Origin of the sequence: Novosphingobium sp. Fuku2-ISO-50, from assembly GCF_001519055.1 — a bacterium.
GTDB lineage: Bacteria > Pseudomonadota > Alphaproteobacteria > Sphingomonadales > Sphingomonadaceae > Novosphingobium.
In genome coordinates this window covers 239676-255526 of sequence record NZ_KQ954287.1, presented here as the reverse complement: position 1 = coordinate 255526, position 15851 = coordinate 239676, and the positions used below count along the sequence as shown (strand labels likewise).

The window sequence follows — 15851 nt, the reverse complement described above, 5'->3', positions numbered from 1 at the left end:
TCAGCGCGGCGCCTCGGTCCGCGTGATCAGGTCGGCCACGATCGCCTCGATCGCGCGGCCTTCGATTTCCGCCGCCGGCGACAGCAGCAGGCGATGGCGCAAGACGGCGGTCGCCAGTGCCTTTACATCATCGGGCACGACATAATCGCGCCCGTCCAGCGCCGCGCGGGCCCGCGCGGCCCCTGCCAGCAGCACGGCGGCGCGCGGGCTCGCGCCCGAGACCAGATCGCCGCTTTCGCGCGTGGCGCGCACCAGCCGCACCACATAATCGACAATGCTGTCGGCCATCGTCACCGCGCCGGTGGCCGCGATCGCCGCGCCCAATGTGGCCGCATCGGCGACCGGCGCGATGCCGAGTTCGGCCGGGCGCGGGCTGCCCCGGCCTTGCGCATAGCGCGTGACAATGCGCTTTTCTTCGGCGGCATCGGGGTAATCGACCAGAACCTTGAACAAAAAGCGGTCGAGCTGCGCCTCGGGCAGCGGATAGACGCCCTGGCTTTCGATCGGGTTTTGCGTGGCGATCACGGTAAAGCGGTCGGACAGGCGATGCGCTTCGCCATCGAGCGTGACGCGGCGTTCCTGCATCGCTTCGAGCAGCGCGGCCTGGGTCTTGGGCGGCGTGCGGTTGATTTCATCGGCCAGCAACAGCTCGCGAAAGATCGGCCCGCGCGTCAGCGTGAACTGGCTGGTCTGGAAATTGAACAAGTTGGATCCGAGGATATCGCCGGGCAGGAGATCGGGGGTAAACTGGATGCGCCCGAAATCGAGCCCGAGCGAGGCGGCAAAACACTGCGCGAGCAGCGTCTTGGCCGTCCCCGGCGGGCCTTCGAGCAGGACATGCCCGCCCGAAAACAGCGCGATCAGCAGGTGATCGACCACTGCGTCCTGCCCCACGATCGCCTTGGCCACTTCGCCCCGGATCGCGTCCGCGAGCGTGCGAATGTCGTCTGGTGTCATGATGTCCCCGATGTCCGGTTGATATGGGCAAGTGCCGCTTCGATGGTATGCAATTCGGCGGCGTGTGTCGCGATGGCGCCGGGGCCGCGCGCCGCGCCGAGCCGCGCCGCCGCTTCGCCGAAGGGCACGGTATCGGGCGCGACAGCGCGCTGGATCCGCTCGATCGCGGCATCGGTTTCGCCCGCCGGACGGCGCCGGGGCAGGCCGAGCGCCACGATCAGCCGTTCGCGTGCGGCCTCGGCATAAGGCTGCGCGATCAGGTGATGGCGCCGGGCGCGCAGCAAGAGCGCCGCCCCGCCCTCGACCAGTGCAATCCGGCCCACGCGATCCGCCGGTGATCCGGCATGCGCGGGGCCAAACCGCGCAAATCCGCGCCAGATCGACCCCGCCATGGCCAGCAAAAGGCAGATCGTTGCCGCAAGGAACGGCGGCATGAAGGCCAATGTCAGCAAGTTGCGCGACGTGCCGAGCCCGGCCAGCGACACGTCGAACACGATGCGCCGCTGATCGTTGCCTGCCGCAGCCAGCACCAACCGCCGCGCCAGCAGCCCGGTGGCCTTGTCGGCCAGACCGCGATTGTCGAGCAAGTCGGGCTCGAACACGATCACCAGCGGCTGCGTCGTGGTATTGTCGCCCGTCGGCGCGATCCCGGCCATGGCATCGAGCGTCGGATAGGCGCCGCCATCGGCGAAATACCCGGCCAGAATGCGCCCGTCGCCGCTGCGCACCAAGGGCACCAGCGGGTGATCGTCATCATCGAAGCCACCGCCCGACAGCACGACATGATCGTCGGGCAAAGGGCCGAATGCGCCGTCGGCAGTGCGCCAGCCCTGCGCGGCGGGGCCCTTGGGATGGCCCAGATGAACCCCGACCCGGTCGAGAAAACCGTTCCAGTGCGGGAATTGCCTGTCCAGGATCGTGGTCCACCCGGTTGGCGCGCGCGGCGGGCCGAAGAGGTGCGACCACGCTTTGCCCGGCGCGCTCTGCGGCACGCGCGGATCGGTTTGCAACGGCATGGTCACCCATTTCGGCAAGACCAGAATCGTTGGCCCCATCGCCATGCGGCGCGAATGGATTTGGGCAGCGATCTCCTTGGCATCGGCATCGGCCAGCGGGGTCAGGATGCGCAGTTCGCGGCCGCCGATCTGACGCGGCACGCGGTTGAATTCGACCCGGTGGTCATCGGCGGACAGCATTGCGGCGAGCGCGGCATAGCCGGCAATGCCTTTGCCCAGACCATGCGCACCGCCGTCGTTGCCGGCGGGCATGCCCGTGCCGATCCAGGCGAGCAGGATGATGAACGAGACAAACCCTGCGGCGACCATCGCAAACGTGCCGCGCGGGCCGAATGCCGCCGGATTGCGCGCCCCGCTCATGCCGCGCCCGGCACGGCAAAGGCGGCATAGGCAGCGCGCGCACGGCTCCAGTCGGGCGCGCCGAGCCTGTGCAGCGCATAGCGGCTGCGTTCGACTTCTCCGGCGATCACGGCAAAGGCGGCGCGCGCCGCAGCGGGCAGCGCGGCGATGCGCGCAATTTCGCGCGCGGTACTCGCCGGGGTCAGCCAGTCGGGGCGGGCGGCGGCGATGTCGTCGAAACTGCGCCGCAGCAACAAGTGTACCGCTTCGTCAAAGCGCCCCGCAGCGGCCAGGGCATCGGCATCGGCGAGCAGCGCGCTCGCATGTACGGCATCGGGTGCCCATGGCGCATCGGCTGCGGCGCGCCGGGGGCGTCGGCGGCGGTCGCGCAGCAATCGCCATGCAAACCAGCACAGCGCCAGCGCCGCCAGAGCCGCCGCGCCGATCTCCATGGCGCGCGCATGGACCACCAGCCAATGACCGATCGGGGCAAAGTGCGCCGCCAGCCAGTCCAGAAAAGGGCGCAGCCACGGCGGATCCTGGGCCGGCGGGGTGACGACGGGATCGAGCGGAGCAAACTGGATGTCGCCCATCGCCCGCGCCTGCGCCCATGCTGCCTCGCCCGCGCCGGTGGTGGGCATGTGGCCGTGAGGTAAAAGGGCAGGGGTGGTCACGCCGGTCATGCTGGCATGTCACCGGCGCGGCGGCAAGCGATTGGAACCTAGTCGCGCTCGCGTGCGAGCGGATATGTCCCGAGAATGCGCAAGTTGTTGCAGAAAAAGGCCAGCTCTTCGAGCGCGCGGTTAAGCGGCGTATCCCCCGGCTTGCCCACCACGTCGCAAAAGAACGTCGTCGCGGCAAAGCTGGCGCCTTTTTGATAGCTTTCCAGCTTGGTCATGTTGATGCCGTTGGTGGCAAATCCGCCGAGCGCCTTGTACAGCGCGCCGGGAATATTGCGCACTTCGAAAATGAACGTGGTGATCGCCGGGCCGGTGATCGTTTCCGGATCGAGCGGCTTTCGCGCCAGACGGACAAAGCGCGTGGTGTTGTCGTGCGCGTCCTCGACATTTTCCTCGACCACGTCGAGCCCGTAAAGCTCGGCGGCGATTTTCGGCGCCAGCGCGGCGATCGTCGGATCGCCCAGTTCGGCGACATAGGCGGCGGCCCCTGCGGTATCGGCATGGCTGAGCGGCACGATGCCCTTGTCGCGCAAATAGTGGCGCGACTGACCGAGCGCCTGGGGATGGCTGTAGGCGGCGGCAAACGGCCCTTTGCCCAGCCCCATCAGGCAGGCATGGATGTCGAGAAAGTGTTCGCCGACGATCGACAGGCCGGATTCGGGCAGCAGGAAATGGATGTCGGCCACGCGCCCGTGCTGCGAGTTTTCGATCGGGATGATCGCGCTGGCCGCGCGCCCGTCACGCACCGCGTCGAGCGCGTCTTCGAAACTGAAACAGGGCAGGGGCAGCCCGTCGGGCACCGCCTCGGTCGCGGCGCGATGCGAATTGGCGCCGGGCGCGCCCTGAAACGCGACGGCGCGCGCGGGATCTGCCGCCGCAGCGGCGGTCATCGCTTCGACAAGGGCGAGCGCGGGTTTGGGATAACTGGCCATGGCCAGAGCCGATTAGGCGTGCCGGGCGGGATCGACAAGCCGGTTTGGTTCGATCCCGCGCCGCCTGCGAAACCCCGGATACGCATTAGGGTGGTTACAGGTGCGCAATCGGGCTTGCGCCGGGGCGGGGCGATGACTAGAGCGACTTGAAAAATACGGGTGGTGATCGGCAGGAAATCGGCGCGACACGCTAAGGGAATACGGGGAAAGGCATGAGCAACCGTTTCAATACCATCGCCGGTTGGACTTTGTTTGGCGGTATCGTGGCTCTCGGGTTGTCCAGCCTGTCGAGCCACTACTTCCTGGCAGACAAGCCCGAACCACCAGAAACCATGGGCTACGCTATTGCCGGTGCCGACGCGGGCGCCGGTGGCGCTGCGGCGGTAGCGCCGATCGCCAATCGCCTGGCCAAGGCAGACGCAGCCAAGGGCGAGGCGATTTTCGCCAAGTGCAAGGCTTGCCACACGATCGATCAGGGCGCTGCCAATGGCATCGGTCCCAATCTGTGGGCTGTCGTCGGCGACACCATCGGGCAGGGCCGTGGCGGCTTTGCCTTTTCGGATGTGCTGAAGGCCAAGGCGGCCAAGTGGGATTTCGACTCGCTTGACCAGTGGCTGACCAATCCCAAGAAGTTTGCCGACGGCACCAAAATGTCGTTTGCCGGCCTCGCCAGCCCCGAAGATCGTGCCAACGTCATCCTTTACCTCAATTCCAAGGGGTCGAACCTGCCGTTGCCCGCGCCTGTCGCGGCGGGTGCAGCGCCGGCTGCCGGTGCTGCGGCGCCTGCCGCTGCGGTGGTCGGCGATGCGGCTTCGGGCGAAAAGGTCTTTGCCAAGTGCAAGGCCTGCCACACCATCGATCAGGGCGGTGCCAACGGCATCGGGCCCAACCTCTATGGCATTGCCGGCGATGCGATCGGCGAAGGCCGTGGCGGCTTTGCCTTCTCCGACGGGCTCAAGGCGCACAAGGGCAACTGGGATGCGGCAACGCTCGACCAGTGGCTGACGGGGCCGGCGGCCTTTGCCAGCGGCACCAAGATGACCTTTGCCGGTCTCACCGACGCCAAGCAGCGCGCCGATGTGATCGCCTATCTCAATTCGAAGGGCGGCAAGCTCACGCTTGGCGCGGCAAAGTAAGCCGCTTCGCCTTTTCGCAAGACATGGAAAAAGGGGGCGCCCGGCGCCCCCTTTTTTGTTGCCTGAAAGACTCGTGATTGCGCCGGGATGCATTGTATCGAGTCGGGAAGCGGTAGCCGTTCTTCTCGCCGCAAGCGCCGCGCATGACAAAACGCCGGCCACTGCGTGCATGCAGTGACCGGCGTTTGTCCGGCCTTTGCCTTGCGGCGGGCGGTTATTCGCCGTCGGCGTTCAGACGCAGGCGCATTTCCTTGCCCGGCTTGAAATAAGGCACTCGCTTTCCTGGTACATCGACGGTTTCACCGGTGCGCGGGTTTCGGCCCTTGCGCGGCTCTCGCTCGCGAGTCGAAAATGCGCCAAAACCGCGCAATTCGACCCGGCCGCCCTCTGCCAGGCGCTTGCCGATCTCATCGAAGAACACTTCGACCACGCGTTCGATTTCCTCGCCGCGCATATCGGGGCTTTCCTTGGCCAACGATTGCAACAATTCGGACCTGATCATCCGTAAATCCCTCCACCGGATGTCAACGACATCCCCCATTTCATTCATGCCCCATTTCGAGGCCCAGGATCCGACCGGGTCGTTCCTGTCCATCGTGTGTACGGCGACCCCACTTCGCCATACGCATCTGTTTTGCCAGAGCATGCGCTCTCAGACAATCTATCGAACGTCTGAAATGCGCTGTTTTACGCGAGTTTCAAGCAGAATGCCCCAATATGTGACAAATTTGAGGTCGGATGCCTGCAGGATCGACGAATTGAGCACGCCGGAGGCTCTCGCACTTTGCCCTTTGACCAGGCGGAGCCGGTCGCTAGAAGTGATCGCTTGCCCGATCCGGACAAGGCGAATGCCGCGAGGCCGGATGCGGAGAGCCCTGAAGCGAGAGTCCTGAAATGAGAGTTCGGCCTTGACCACTGCCAATCCCGTATGGTTCGGCCATCCGCGCCAGCTCGCCCGCCTGTTCACCACGGAAATGTGGGAGAGGTTCGGCTATTACGGCATGCGGGCGCTGCTGACGTTATACCTGACCAAGCACTTCCTGTTCAGCGACCGCACCACCAACGGCATCTATGGCGGCTTTACCGCGATGGTCTATCTGACTCCGCTGGTCGGGGGGCTGTTGGCCGATCGCTATCTCGGTGCGAAGCGCTCGGTCAAATTCGGCGCGCTGGTCATGGCTGCGGGCTATTTCGTACTCTGTTTCGGCGGCGATGCGGCGCAACCCTGGGCCAAGATCGACGGTGTGCGGCATGACGTGGTGCAGGAACATGTGGTCGATCGCCCGACGTCGAGCGGGCACGAGGCGCGCTATGTCCTGATCGATCGGCAAAAGCTGCAGATTCACGGCGAAGCCGACGGCACGATTTCGCTGGTCGCGCCCGATGGCCATGTCGCGCGCCATGTCGCGGCCGACCAGTTCCAGTCCGGGGGCGATCGGGCGCCCTGGGTCACTGTGATGATCCTGCTGGCGATCGCGTTGATCACCATCGGCAACGGCTTTTTCAAACCGAACATCTCGACCATGGTCGGGGAACTCTATGGCCCCGGTGATACGCGCAAGGATGCCGGGTTCACCATTTTCTACATGGGGATCAATCTTGGCGCGCTGTTGTCGCAGACGCTGTGCCCGCTGCTGGCCGATGTAATCGGCTGGTGGGCCGGTTTCATGCTCGCGGCGATCGGCATGCTGATCTCGTGGGCGCTGATCCAGTTTGATGGCGGGCGGCTGGCCGCATTCGGCAATCCCCCTGCGGATCTGGCGAAAGACCGCGCGCCGCTGATCTTCATCGGCGCGCTGATTGCGGTTCCGCTGGTCATGCTGTTGTTTCAAAATCTGATGAGCGCGGCCCCGGCCGCGCCGGGCGCGGGAGTCGTGGGCTACGTCCTGGCGCTTCCGGTGATGGGCAAGCTGTTGTTCGGGACGTTCATCGTCGCGGTGCCGGTGATCCTGGGCTATGCCTGGGCCAGCGGCAGCCGCGAAGAATTTCAGATGATGATCGCGGCGATGGTGCTGATCACGTTCAACACCGTATTCTGGACGCTGTTTGAACAGGCGGGCAGCTCGCTGACGCTGTTTGCGGATCGCAATGCCGACCTGCATGTCCTGGGCCTGTTCAGCATTTCCGCGGCGCAGACGCAGTTTTTCAACGCCTTTTTCATCGTCACGCTGGCGCCGCTGATGTCGGTGTTGTGGACCGCGCTCGGTCGGCGCGGGCGTGAACCTTCGACGCCGGTGAAATTCGGACTGGCGCTGGCCGGCGTCGGGGCGGGCTTCCTGTTCCTCGTCTGGGGCACCGGGTTTGCGAACGGCGCGTTCAAGGTTTCGGTGTGGTGGCTGGCGGGGCTCTACCTCATTCATACGATTGCCGAATTGTGCATTTCGCCGGTCGGGCTCAGCATGATTACCAAGCTGTCGCTGGCGCGGATCGTCGGATTGATGATGGGGGTGTGGTTCCTGTCGATCGCGGTCGCGCAATATGTCGCGGGCGTGGTCGCCCAGGTGGCCAGCGTCGATACGGTCGGCGGCGAAGTGACCAATCCAAAGCTCAGCCTCGATACGTATGTCCATGTCTTTACGGTGATCGGCTGGGCGTCGGTGGTGATCGGCGCAGTCCTGCTCTTGCTGGCCAAGCCGATCCGGCGGTTGATGCATGGGGTCAATTGATGGGCAGCAATCCCCGAGGCCACTGGCTGCGCGTGGATATTGTGCCACAGTGAACCGAATGTGCGCCGTGCCGGACCAATCTTCATTCGACGGCAGTCTTTTCGCCTTCTATGCGTGGTAAATATTGCTCAGTCTTTCGGCAGGGGGGGATTTGCCGAATAGAGAAGGCAGGGGGTTTCGATGCCTATGGCCTTGCTGGTATTGATTTTTGCGGTTGCCGGTTTTGTCGGAACCCATTTTCTGTTTTCGCATATTGCGCGTCCCTGGGCGGTCGCCACATTTGGCGGGAGTGGTTTCCGGATCTTCTACTCGCTGGTCGCGACGACTTTTCTGGTCGTCATTCTTGCGGCGTATCACGAGTCACCACATGGGCCGATGGCGTGGTCACCGGACAATTTGGGATTGCAGTTGGTGTTCGACGTGGCGGGCTATTTCGCCGTTGCGCTGTTCATGGCTTCGCTGATCGGAAATCCGGCGCTGGTCGGGGCCAATCTCAACGGCCTGTCGACACGCCAGCCCAGCGGCGTGTTCCTGATCACACGCCATCCGATGATGTTTGCAATCGCGATCTGGCTGGTCGTGCATTTGCTGATCCTGCCTTCGCTGCGCGATCTGATCGCTAGCACAGGCCTGGTCGTGCTTGCTCTGTGGGGTTCCTGGCTCCAGGACGCGAAGAAGACCGCGCAGTCCGGCCGCGAATGGGGTTTGTGGGTCAGCCGCACACCGTTCTGGCCCGATTTGCGCCAAATCGGACATCTGGGCTTGAATTGGGTGGTTGCGGTGGTTCCCTGGCTCTTGGCCACATGGATGGAAATGCGCATCATGCAGTCCCCGGTCGGGGTCTGGTACTTGTTTCCAGATCTGCCTTATTGATCGGCTTTATTGACGCGCGCCCGGGTCAGGAGTTTCCGCTCAGGCGCGCGCTTCCTGTACGCCCGCGCTGTTGTGGCGCAGCGCCTTGAGCACGGTCTCGACGATGTGCGGCGCGGTCAGCCCTGCTTCGTCATATTGCCGATCGGGCGAATCGTGATCCTGAAACACGTCGGGCAGGCGCAATGTGCGGATTTTCAGCCCCGTATCGGTCAGCCCTTCGTCGCTGGCCATAGTCAGCACATGCGCACCAAGCCCGCCGATCGCGCCTTCCTCGATCGTGATCACGACATCGTGCGTCACGATCAGGCGGCGGATCAAGTCGCTGTCCAGCGGTTTCACGAAGCGCAAGTCGGCAACCGAAGTCGGCAGGCCTCGCGCATCAAGCTGGTCGGCGGCCTTCAGCGCTTCGTCAAGGCGTGTGCCGAGCGACAGGATCGCGATGCGCCCGCCTTCGCGCACCATTCGCCCTTTGCCGATGGCCAGGCGTTCGGGAACGGCGGGCAGCGCGACGCCGGTGCCGTTTCCGCGCGGATAACGAAATGCAATCGGCCCTGCATCGTGCAATGCGGCCGTATGCGTCATGTGGACCAGCTCCGCCTCGTCGGCGGGGGCCATGACCACCATGTTGGGCAAGCTGGCAAGATACGTCACGTCAAACGATCCGGCATGGGTCGCGCCGTCGGCGCCGACCAGTCCGGCGCGGTCGATGGCAAAGCGCACCGGCAGATTCTGGATCGCGACATCATGCACGACCTGATCATAGGCGCGCTGCAGGAATGTCGAATAGATCGCGCAAAACGGCCGCATCCCTTGCGCGGCAAGGCCCGCCGCAAACGTGACGGCGTGTTGCTCGGCAATGCCGACATCGAACATGCGTTCGGGAAAAGTCCTGGCAAAGCGGTCGAGCCCGGTGCCCGAGGGCATCGCGGCGGTAATCGCGCAGATCGTCGGGTCGCGCGTCGCTTCGGCGAGCAAGGCGTCGGCAAAGACATTGGTATAACTCGGCGCGCCCGGTGCGCTCTTGATCTGTTCGCCGGTGACCACGTTGAATTTCTGAACGCCGTGGTATTTGTCGGCGGCGGCTTCGGCGGGGGCATAGCCCTTGCCCTTTTGCGTCACGACATGGATCAGGCAGGGGCCCTCGGCCGCATCGCGCACGTTTTCGAGCACGGGGATCAATTGATCGAGATTGTGCCCATCGATCGGCCCGACGTAATAGAAGCCCAGCTCTTCGAACAAGGTGCCGCCCATCGCCAGCCCGCGCGCGAATTCGTCGGTCTTGCGCGCGGCCTGATGCAGCGGGCGGGGGAGGCGGCGCGACAGCCGCCGGGCCAGATCGCGCAGTTCGAGAAAGGGGCGCGAAGAGACCAGCCGCGCAAGATAGGCCGACAGCCCGCCCACCGGCGGCGCGATCGACATGTCGTTGTCGTTGAGAATGACGATCAGCCGGTTGCCCGCAGCGCCCGCGTTGTTCATCGCCTCATAGGCCATGCCCGCGCTCATCGCGCCGTCGCCGATCACCGCGATGCCCTTGCCGGGCTGTCCGGAAAGCTTGTTGGCCATGGCAAAGCCGAGCGCGGCCGAGATCGATGTCGACGAATGCGCGGTGCCAAACGGGTCGTATTCGCTTTCGCTGCGCTTGGTAAAGCCCGACAGCCCGCCGCCCTGGCGCAAAGTGCGGATGCGTGCGCGCCGCCCGGTCAGGATCTTGTGCGGATAGGCCTGATGCCCGACATCCCACACCAATTTGTCATCGGGGGTGTTGAACACATAATGGAGCGCCACGGTCAATTCGACCACGCCCAGCCCCGATCCGAGATGCCCGCCGGTCTGGCCCACGGCGGCGATCATTTCCGCGCGCAGTTCATCGGCGATCTGCCGCAGTTGGGTGGGCTGAAGCTTGCGAAGGTCGGCTGGAATGTCGACTGTGTCGAGGAGCGGCGTGGCCGGATTTGCGGACATCACCACCCCTTACACGCACAAATGCATCCTGTCGAACCTGACGTTAGGGGCAAAAAGCGATTGCGCCGCCGGTGCCGCCGGTCAAGGAAGCAGGGTATGACCACGACCCGTTTTCGCACTGCCGAACCCTGTGACCTCGAAGCCTTGGGCGCCGTAATGGATGCCGCGATCGGCGAGTTGCAGCGCGGCTTTCTTTCGCCCGACCAGATCGTGTCGAGCCGGGCGGTGATGGGGCTCGACCGCCAATTGGTGACCGACGGCACGTATTTCGTCGCGCAGATCGGCGATGCGATTGCGGGTTGCGGCGGCTGGAGCCGGCGCGCGACGCTTTATGGCGGGGATCACAGCGCGGGACTGCGCGAACCGCGTCTGCTCGATCCCGCCTGCGAAGCGGCGCGAATCCGCGCGATGTATACCCATCCCGCCTTTGCCCGGCGCGGCGTCGGTCGCGCGTTGCTGGCGCATTGCGAGGCCGCGGCGCGGGCCGAAGGCTTTGCCGCGTGCGAACTGATGGGGACGATGGCCGGGGTGCCGCTGTACCTGTCGGCAGGATACCACGTGATCGAGGAAATCGAGGACGATCGCGGCGGCGCGCCCGTGCCGATGAAGCGCATGCGCAAGGATTTGTGAGGCTGGGTCTTGTGAAACGGGGTCTTGTGAAACGGGCTCAGGCCGCGACGCAGCGGCTGCACAGCCCGCGAATTTCAACCACCGGGCGCACATCGGCAAAACCGGCTTTTTGCGCGGCCTCGCGCAGCGCGCCGGTCAGGCTGTCGTCATCGATATGCGTGGCCTTGCCGCACGAATCGCAAATCAGGAAAATGCAGTCGTGGCGGCACCCCGGGTGCGGGTTGGCGACATAGGCATTGGCGCTTTCGACCCGCCGCGCCAGATTGGTGCGCACGAACAAGTCGAGAATGCGATAGACCGTATTGGCGGCAACGCGCCGCCCGCGCCGGGCGCCGACGCCCTCGGCGATGTCATAGGCCGAAGCGGGCGTGTCGCGCGCAACCAGCGCTTCGAACACATCGGCGCGCATTTCGGTCCATTGTTCACCGGCCAGGACCAGCGCATCGCGCGCGGCATCAATCAGGCGCTCGCCAATGAGATCACGATGGAGGTGAGCGGTCATGGCTCAAGGATAAGCGCGCCGGACGCACTTTGCAAAGGCTTGCACGCCGGACCTGCCGTCCGCATCGGGCCGAACCGAAGGCCGTCTCGGCTCAGTGAGTGATACCGGAAAAATGGCTGGTTGCGGCCTGCGCATAGCCGACGAGGCCGCCTGCATGCATGGCCATCCCGGCGCACCCGATCAGAAACCCGATTGCGAGCGCGCGGTAAAACTCCTTGCCGAAAGGCGTCATGACAATTCTTTCTGTCCTTCTTGCCGACTCCGGGGGGAGAGTCGGTTCCTGACCGGCGAGGGGGGGGATCGTCGATCGAGACGGCATTGCCTTGCATCTCATCGCAAGGGAGAGATCTGCGACACCGTCGGGTGGGCACATGGCGATCACGCTGCGCCTTTGCAAGTCAGACTTAAGGATTTTGTGACGCTTGTGTCGCAAATGCCGCACCGCGATTTGCGGCACGCCCGGCGCGGATCAACGCGTCAGGCGGACCCAGACGGGCGCGTGATCGCTTGCCTTTTCGCGACCGCGATAGGCCTTGTCGACTCCGGCGGCGACAAGGCGGTCGGCCAATTCGGGCGACAGCAGCGCGTGATCGATGCGAAACCCATGGTCGCGCGGCCAGGCGCTGGCCTGATAATCCCAATAAGTCCACACGCCGCCGCGCGGGTTGTGCACGGCCAGCGCATCGGTCCACCCGGCATTGAGCAGCCGGCGATAGCCGTTGCGCGATTCGGGCTGCATCAGCGCGTCGTCGGCCAGCGCGCGCGGATCCCAGATGTCGCGATCGGTGGGCACGACATTGTAATCGCCAATCACCAGCGCGGGCACTTCCTCTGCCGAAATGGTGGCCATGCGCGCCGCCAGCCGGTCCATCCAGCGCAGCTTGTAATCGAATTTCGGCCCCGGCTGCGGATTGCCGTTGGGCAGATAGATGCAGGCGACGCGAAGGCCGAACACGTCCGCTTCGAGATAGCGCGATTGTTCATCCTCGGGTTCGCCGGCAAGCCCGCGCTGCACTTCGACCGGGCGTTCGCCCCGGGCGAGAATGGCGACGCCGTTGAAGCCCTTTTGCCCGTGCCAGATCGCCTGATACCCGGCCGCCGCGATGTCGGCGGCGGGAAACCCTTCGTCCTGCGTCTTGATTTCCTGCAGGCAGGCGATGTCGGGCTGCGTTTCTTCAAGCCATTCGATCAGACGCGGCAGCCGCGCCTTGATGCCGTTGACATTGAACGTGGCGACACGAAGCGAATCCGTCATACGCTGAAGCTGGCGCCGCAGCCGCAGCCCGAGGCGGCGTTGGGATTGGTCACCCGAAAGGCCGAACCGCCCAGCGATTCGACATAATCGACTTCCGCCCCGGCGATCAGGTCCAGACTGACTGGATCGACCACCAGCCGCACGCCATCGGTTTCGCTGATCAGATCGTCGCCATCGGGCGCATCGGCCAGCCCGAAGCGGTATTGAAATCCCGAACAGCCGCCGCCTTCGACCGACAGGCGCAGAATCGCGGGTTTTGCCTGACGCGCGGCAATGGCCGCGATGCGGGCGGCGGCGCTGGGCGACAAGGTGACGGTCTGGGTGTTCATGCGCACAAGATAGGGGCACGAGGGCCCCTACTCAAGTCGCGAGGTGCAGGTCGACCGGATTCAGTCTGGCCAGAGCTTAGGCCGATTGAATATAGTGCCGCATGGCGTCGGCTTCGGCCTCGATCCGCTCGATGCGGAATTTGACGAGATCGCCGATCGAGATGAATGCGACCATCCGGCCATTTTCCATCACCGGCAAGTGGCGAAAGCGCCGCCGCGTCATCAGCGCCAGCGCCTCCATCACGGATTGTTCGGGGCTGACCGAGATGACCGGCGAGGTCATCACCTCGCGCACTTTGCGGCGGAGCATGTCGCCGCCATGGCGACGCAACGAATAGATCACATCGCGCTCGGAAAAGATCCCGGCAATTTCCACTCCGGCATCTTCCACAGGGACTGCACCAATGCGCCGTTCGGCGAGGAGTTCGACCGCGTCGGCAACGGTGTCTTCGGCATGAATTTTCCACACCGGGCCCGAACGCCCGGCAATCAGCCTTGCAATCGTCATCGAATCCTCCTTCCGATTTCCCAAATGTCGGTTTTGTCCCGCTTCTTGTTGCGCCGAGCATGACACAACTGCCGACCGGCGCAAGCCCGGATAAGACCAGACTATTGTCGGGGCATGCGGATTGGCGCATGACCACGCCATGCCCGATCCCCGCCGCTCGCTGCTCGATGATCCTGCCGGTGCCGCGCGCGCCTGGGGCCATTTTCGGCGCGTGTTGCGCTGGACGGCGGAATTCGCGCTGGGGGTGATCGGCGTGGTCTGGGTCGTGCTCTACCACGAATTCGGGCTGGTCTCGATCCACCTCTATATCGCCAGCGCGCTGGGCCTCGGGCTGATGATAATGTTGTTGGGCGCGCTGATGGGACTGGTATTCCTGTCGCACCGCACCGGGCACGACGATTCGATCGAAGACCGGCTCGACGACGACACCTGGCGGTAGGGTTTGCTATCAAGTGGGCCAGTGCCGTGTTCCCAAGCGGCGTCGACAAATTCCGCTCGCGGCTGAACGGCGATTTCTGGGGCTTACCCGTCATTCACGAGATGCCCTGTGAACGACTGGTTGCGGCCCGACTCCGGTCATTGAAAAGTTCGGAATTGGCTTCCGGGACTGGGTGAGACTGGGCCGATTGCCGACTGGCGAAAGAAGGATAGCTGCCCTTCGCTGGCATAGGATGGACCGGGTAGGTCTCGCCTTCATTGCTAACGTGCGCGCTCTCAAATCAGGTCGCCGAATGCGGTTCTTCATTCACAAGATCGTCTTGCGCAACGTACCATCTTCCCAGTCTGAACCGGGAACCAGCTTCTTCATTGCCTCAATTGGATATACTGACTCCAGGATTCTCAGAATTCCATGGTAGGATGTATGTGCCGAAACTGCTTTGCGGGAGGCAGTGCCGGGCCGGTGCTGCGTTGCGATGTTCCGGCATGGTCAGATTTTGGGCATGTCATCTTACATGATCGGGTTTGCGTGGTCCTTGTCGATAGTGCCTTGCACAGTAAAGTCCCGCGCTCCGAAGCCTCCGGCCATATTGGGTGGCGTTTGCGGCGCGTGACTGAAACCAGGGTTTCCCGGATTCGTGGGGGCCAGCCAAGGTAAGCGATGCTCGATGCCTGTGCTCGCCGGTGCGTCCGTCAATTCAAGAACTATCTCCTTCAACTTGTAGCCCTTACCCAGTGTGTGCCCGGTCTGGTCTGGATCAATGACTGTCAAAGTGCTCGGGTCATTGGGATCGCGGAACGTGACAAGAAAGGGATAAGGCGTCGGTTGAGGGAGCGTCTGTATTGGCGGGGGCGCGAAGGGGGATACGCGGGTTGGTTTAGGCCATTCGCGCGGCAGCGTCTGCGGTCCTTTCAGTCGCATGGCCAGTTCATACGGGTCGGGACGGTGCACAGGCACGTCGTTTGGGTTAATGAAGCTAAATTTGTAAGCCCGATACTTATCGTTCGCCAAATTAAAAAATGCGCTTTCAGCCCAGCGCTGATCATCGTGCGATGACAGCAAGGCGAACACCGTTTTGCCGTTCGGCAGATCCACCGCGACAGCCTGTCCGTTGAACCCCGCCGGTCTGAACTCTGCAAACTTGGGTTTGTCAGGGTACGTCGGATGCTCCAGAATCACTTCGATTACTGACGATCCACTGCGCAAACCTTGCGGCGTTTCGACGACAACGGTTTCCTTGTATTGATAATGGATAGTCGTGTAGACGTTTTGCGGGCCAGAGCATCCCATCGGCGTTAACGTTGCCAAGGCAATAGCGCTACGGGCGCATTGTCCCAATCGATCACGCCAAATTCGGGAAATCATATTGGGACCTTGCTTTTGGATGTAATAGATTGGCTACATCTATCTTTGGCTCTCTTAATAATTACGTAAAAAATGCCACCAGGACAGGGAAATTTTTGGGCCTCTCACTCGGAAATTCCGAGGGCAGTATTCGAAATTGGCGATGATGCCCGCATTGAGGCTACGCTCGCAAACCATCAAACGGCGCGAACGAATCGGACCAAGCCGTTCGCGACGGCGGGGCACGCCTTTCCGGCTTTCTCGATTTGAACGGCTTGTTTCC

Annotated in this window: 17 protein-coding genes; 5 read left to right on the top strand and 12 right to left on the bottom strand. The window is 63.6% G+C overall.

What is annotated here, in order from left to right; translation table 11 throughout:
- Genes AQZ50_RS06890 through AQZ50_RS06875 form a run of 4 tightly spaced genes read right to left on the bottom strand, consistent with a single transcriptional unit; the run spans nucleotide 1 to nucleotide 3924 of the window.
- Complete coding sequence (locus tag AQZ50_RS06890) at nucleotides 1-957, bottom strand: AAA family ATPase (protein WP_067744483.1); 957 nt, start codon at nucleotides 955-957, stop codon at nucleotides 1-3.
- Complete coding sequence (locus AQZ50_RS06885; RefSeq protein WP_067744481.1) at nucleotides 954-2333, bottom strand: hypothetical protein; 1380 nt, start codon at nucleotides 2331-2333, stop codon at nucleotides 954-956. Before AQZ50_RS06885 ends, AQZ50_RS06890 begins: the two co-directional genes overlap by 4 nt.
- Nucleotides 2330-2995, bottom strand: coding sequence for a hypothetical protein (locus tag AQZ50_RS06880; RefSeq protein ID WP_231730143.1), 666 nt, complete (start codon nucleotides 2993-2995; stop codon nucleotides 2330-2332). The genes AQZ50_RS06885 and AQZ50_RS06880 overlap by 4 nt, the downstream gene beginning before the upstream one ends.
- 38 nt (nucleotides 2996-3033) lie before the next feature.
- Nucleotides 3034-3924, bottom strand: a complete 891-nt coding sequence (locus AQZ50_RS06875) for a prephenate dehydratase (RefSeq protein WP_067744475.1) — start codon at nucleotides 3922-3924, stop codon at nucleotides 3034-3036.
- A gap of 212 nt (nucleotides 3925-4136) precedes the next feature.
- Here AQZ50_RS06875 and AQZ50_RS21130 point away from each other — a divergent pair, with 212 nt between their 5' ends.
- Complete coding sequence (locus AQZ50_RS21130; protein ID WP_082703456.1) at nucleotides 4137-5060, top strand: c-type cytochrome; 924 nt, start codon at nucleotides 4137-4139, stop codon at nucleotides 5058-5060.
- A gap of 214 nt (nucleotides 5061-5274) precedes the next feature.
- Here the strand turns inward: AQZ50_RS21130 and AQZ50_RS06865 are convergent, their stop codons facing one another.
- Nucleotides 5275-5562, bottom strand: a complete 288-nt coding sequence (locus AQZ50_RS06865) for an integration host factor subunit beta (RefSeq protein WP_067744473.1) — start codon at nucleotides 5560-5562, stop codon at nucleotides 5275-5277.
- Between the two features lie 406 nt (nucleotides 5563-5968).
- Between AQZ50_RS06865 and AQZ50_RS06860 the strand changes: the two genes are divergently transcribed.
- The gene (locus AQZ50_RS06860; RefSeq protein ID WP_156427255.1) at nucleotides 5969-7726 is read left to right on the top strand and encodes a peptide MFS transporter; all 1758 of its coding nucleotides are present in this window, start codon (nucleotides 5969-5971) and stop codon (nucleotides 7724-7726) included.
- Between the two features lie 186 nt (nucleotides 7727-7912).
- On the top strand, nucleotides 7913-8599 hold the full coding sequence (locus tag AQZ50_RS06855; RefSeq protein ID WP_067744470.1) for an NnrU family protein: 687 nt from the start codon (nucleotides 7913-7915) through the stop codon (nucleotides 8597-8599).
- A gap of 39 nt (nucleotides 8600-8638) precedes the next feature.
- On the opposite strand, the gene dxs is transcribed toward AQZ50_RS06855, so the two are convergent.
- A complete protein-coding gene (gene dxs, locus AQZ50_RS06850) occupies nucleotides 8639-10561 on the bottom strand; it encodes a 1-deoxy-D-xylulose-5-phosphate synthase (RefSeq protein ID WP_067744467.1) in 1923 nt (640 codons plus the stop codon).
- Between the two features lie 96 nt (nucleotides 10562-10657).
- On the opposite strand from dxs, the gene AQZ50_RS06845 reads away from it, so the two are divergent.
- Complete coding sequence (locus AQZ50_RS06845) at nucleotides 10658-11191, top strand: GNAT family N-acetyltransferase (RefSeq protein WP_067744464.1); 534 nt, start codon at nucleotides 10658-10660, stop codon at nucleotides 11189-11191.
- 37 nt (nucleotides 11192-11228) lie between these two features.
- Here the strand turns inward: AQZ50_RS06845 and AQZ50_RS06840 are convergent, their stop codons facing one another.
- From AQZ50_RS06840 to AQZ50_RS06825, 5 genes are all read right to left on the bottom strand, one after another.
- Nucleotides 11229-11693, bottom strand: a complete 465-nt coding sequence (locus AQZ50_RS06840) for a Fur family transcriptional regulator (RefSeq protein WP_067744461.1) — start codon at nucleotides 11691-11693, stop codon at nucleotides 11229-11231.
- Nucleotides 11694-11784: 91 nt separating this feature from the next.
- Nucleotides 11785-11925, bottom strand: coding sequence for a hypothetical protein (locus tag AQZ50_RS20710; protein ID WP_197412398.1), 141 nt, complete (start codon nucleotides 11923-11925; stop codon nucleotides 11785-11787).
- Nucleotides 11926-12162: 237 nt separating this feature from the next.
- Nucleotides 12163-12948: an exodeoxyribonuclease III gene (gene xth, locus AQZ50_RS06835; RefSeq protein WP_067744458.1), complete on the bottom strand. Its 786-nt coding sequence runs from the start codon at nucleotides 12946-12948 to the stop codon at nucleotides 12163-12165.
- Nucleotides 12945-13277 carry an iron-sulfur cluster insertion protein ErpA gene (gene erpA / locus AQZ50_RS06830; RefSeq protein WP_067744455.1) on the bottom strand — a complete coding sequence of 111 codons (333 nt, stop codon included), beginning with the start codon at nucleotides 13275-13277 and terminating at the stop codon, nucleotides 12945-12947. Before erpA ends, xth begins: the two co-directional genes overlap by 4 nt.
- A 76-nt stretch (nucleotides 13278-13353) precedes the next feature.
- Complete coding sequence (locus AQZ50_RS06825; RefSeq protein WP_067744451.1) at nucleotides 13354-13785, bottom strand: CBS domain-containing protein; 432 nt, start codon at nucleotides 13783-13785, stop codon at nucleotides 13354-13356.
- A gap of 139 nt (nucleotides 13786-13924) precedes the next feature.
- Between AQZ50_RS06825 and AQZ50_RS06820 the strand changes: the two genes are divergently transcribed.
- Nucleotides 13925-14224, top strand: coding sequence for a hypothetical protein (locus AQZ50_RS06820; protein ID WP_067744448.1), 300 nt, complete (start codon nucleotides 13925-13927; stop codon nucleotides 14222-14224).
- 510 nt (nucleotides 14225-14734) lie between these two features.
- On the opposite strand, the gene AQZ50_RS06815 is transcribed toward AQZ50_RS06820, so the two are convergent.
- Nucleotides 14735-15589: a hypothetical protein gene (locus AQZ50_RS06815; RefSeq protein WP_156427254.1), complete on the bottom strand. Its 855-nt coding sequence runs from the start codon at nucleotides 15587-15589 to the stop codon at nucleotides 14735-14737.
- Nucleotides 15590-15851: the final 262 nt, after the last annotated feature.

What these genes read in the sequence shown, in the direction of transcription:
- xth (WP_067744458.1), bottom strand. Translation starts at nt 12,948, where the DNA reads ATGACGGATTCGCTTCGTGTCGCCACGTTCAATGTCAACGGCATCAAG.
- dxs (WP_067744467.1), bottom strand. Translation starts at nt 10,561, where the DNA reads ATGTCCGCAAATCCGGCCACGCCGCTCCTCGACACAGTCGACATTCCA.
- AQZ50_RS06840 (WP_067744461.1), bottom strand. Translation starts at nt 11,693, where the DNA reads ATGACCGCTCACCTCCATCGTGATCTCATTGGCGAGCGCCTGATTGAT.
- erpA (WP_067744455.1), bottom strand. Translation starts at nt 13,277, where the DNA reads ATGAACACCCAGACCGTCACCTTGTCGCCCAGCGCCGCCGCCCGCATC.
- AQZ50_RS06875 (WP_067744475.1), bottom strand. Translation starts at nt 3,924, where the DNA reads ATGGCCAGTTATCCCAAACCCGCGCTCGCCCTTGTCGAAGCGATGACC.
- AQZ50_RS06865 (WP_067744473.1), bottom strand. Translation starts at nt 5,562, where the DNA reads ATGATCAGGTCCGAATTGTTGCAATCGTTGGCCAAGGAAAGCCCCGAT.
- AQZ50_RS06855 (WP_067744470.1), top strand. Translation starts at nt 7,913, where the DNA reads ATGGCCTTGCTGGTATTGATTTTTGCGGTTGCCGGTTTTGTCGGAACC.
- AQZ50_RS06815 (WP_156427254.1), bottom strand. Translation starts at nt 15,589, where the DNA reads ATGATTTCCCGAATTTGGCGTGATCGATTGGGACAATGCGCCCGTAGC.
- AQZ50_RS06880 (WP_231730143.1), bottom strand. Translation starts at nt 2,995, where the DNA reads ATGACCGGCGTGACCACCCCTGCCCTTTTACCTCACGGCCACATGCCC.
- AQZ50_RS06820 (WP_067744448.1), top strand. Translation starts at nt 13,925, where the DNA reads ATGCCCGATCCCCGCCGCTCGCTGCTCGATGATCCTGCCGGTGCCGCG.
- AQZ50_RS06825 (WP_067744451.1), bottom strand. Translation starts at nt 13,785, where the DNA reads ATGACGATTGCAAGGCTGATTGCCGGGCGTTCGGGCCCGGTGTGGAAA.
- AQZ50_RS06885 (WP_067744481.1), bottom strand. Translation starts at nt 2,333, where the DNA reads ATGAGCGGGGCGCGCAATCCGGCGGCATTCGGCCCGCGCGGCACGTTT.
- AQZ50_RS21130 (WP_082703456.1), top strand. Translation starts at nt 4,137, where the DNA reads ATGAGCAACCGTTTCAATACCATCGCCGGTTGGACTTTGTTTGGCGGT.
- AQZ50_RS06890 (WP_067744483.1), bottom strand. Translation starts at nt 957, where the DNA reads ATGACACCAGACGACATTCGCACGCTCGCGGACGCGATCCGGGGCGAA.
- AQZ50_RS06845 (WP_067744464.1), top strand. Translation starts at nt 10,658, where the DNA reads ATGACCACGACCCGTTTTCGCACTGCCGAACCCTGTGACCTCGAAGCC.
- AQZ50_RS20710 (WP_197412398.1), bottom strand. Translation starts at nt 11,925, where the DNA reads ATGACGCCTTTCGGCAAGGAGTTTTACCGCGCGCTCGCAATCGGGTTT.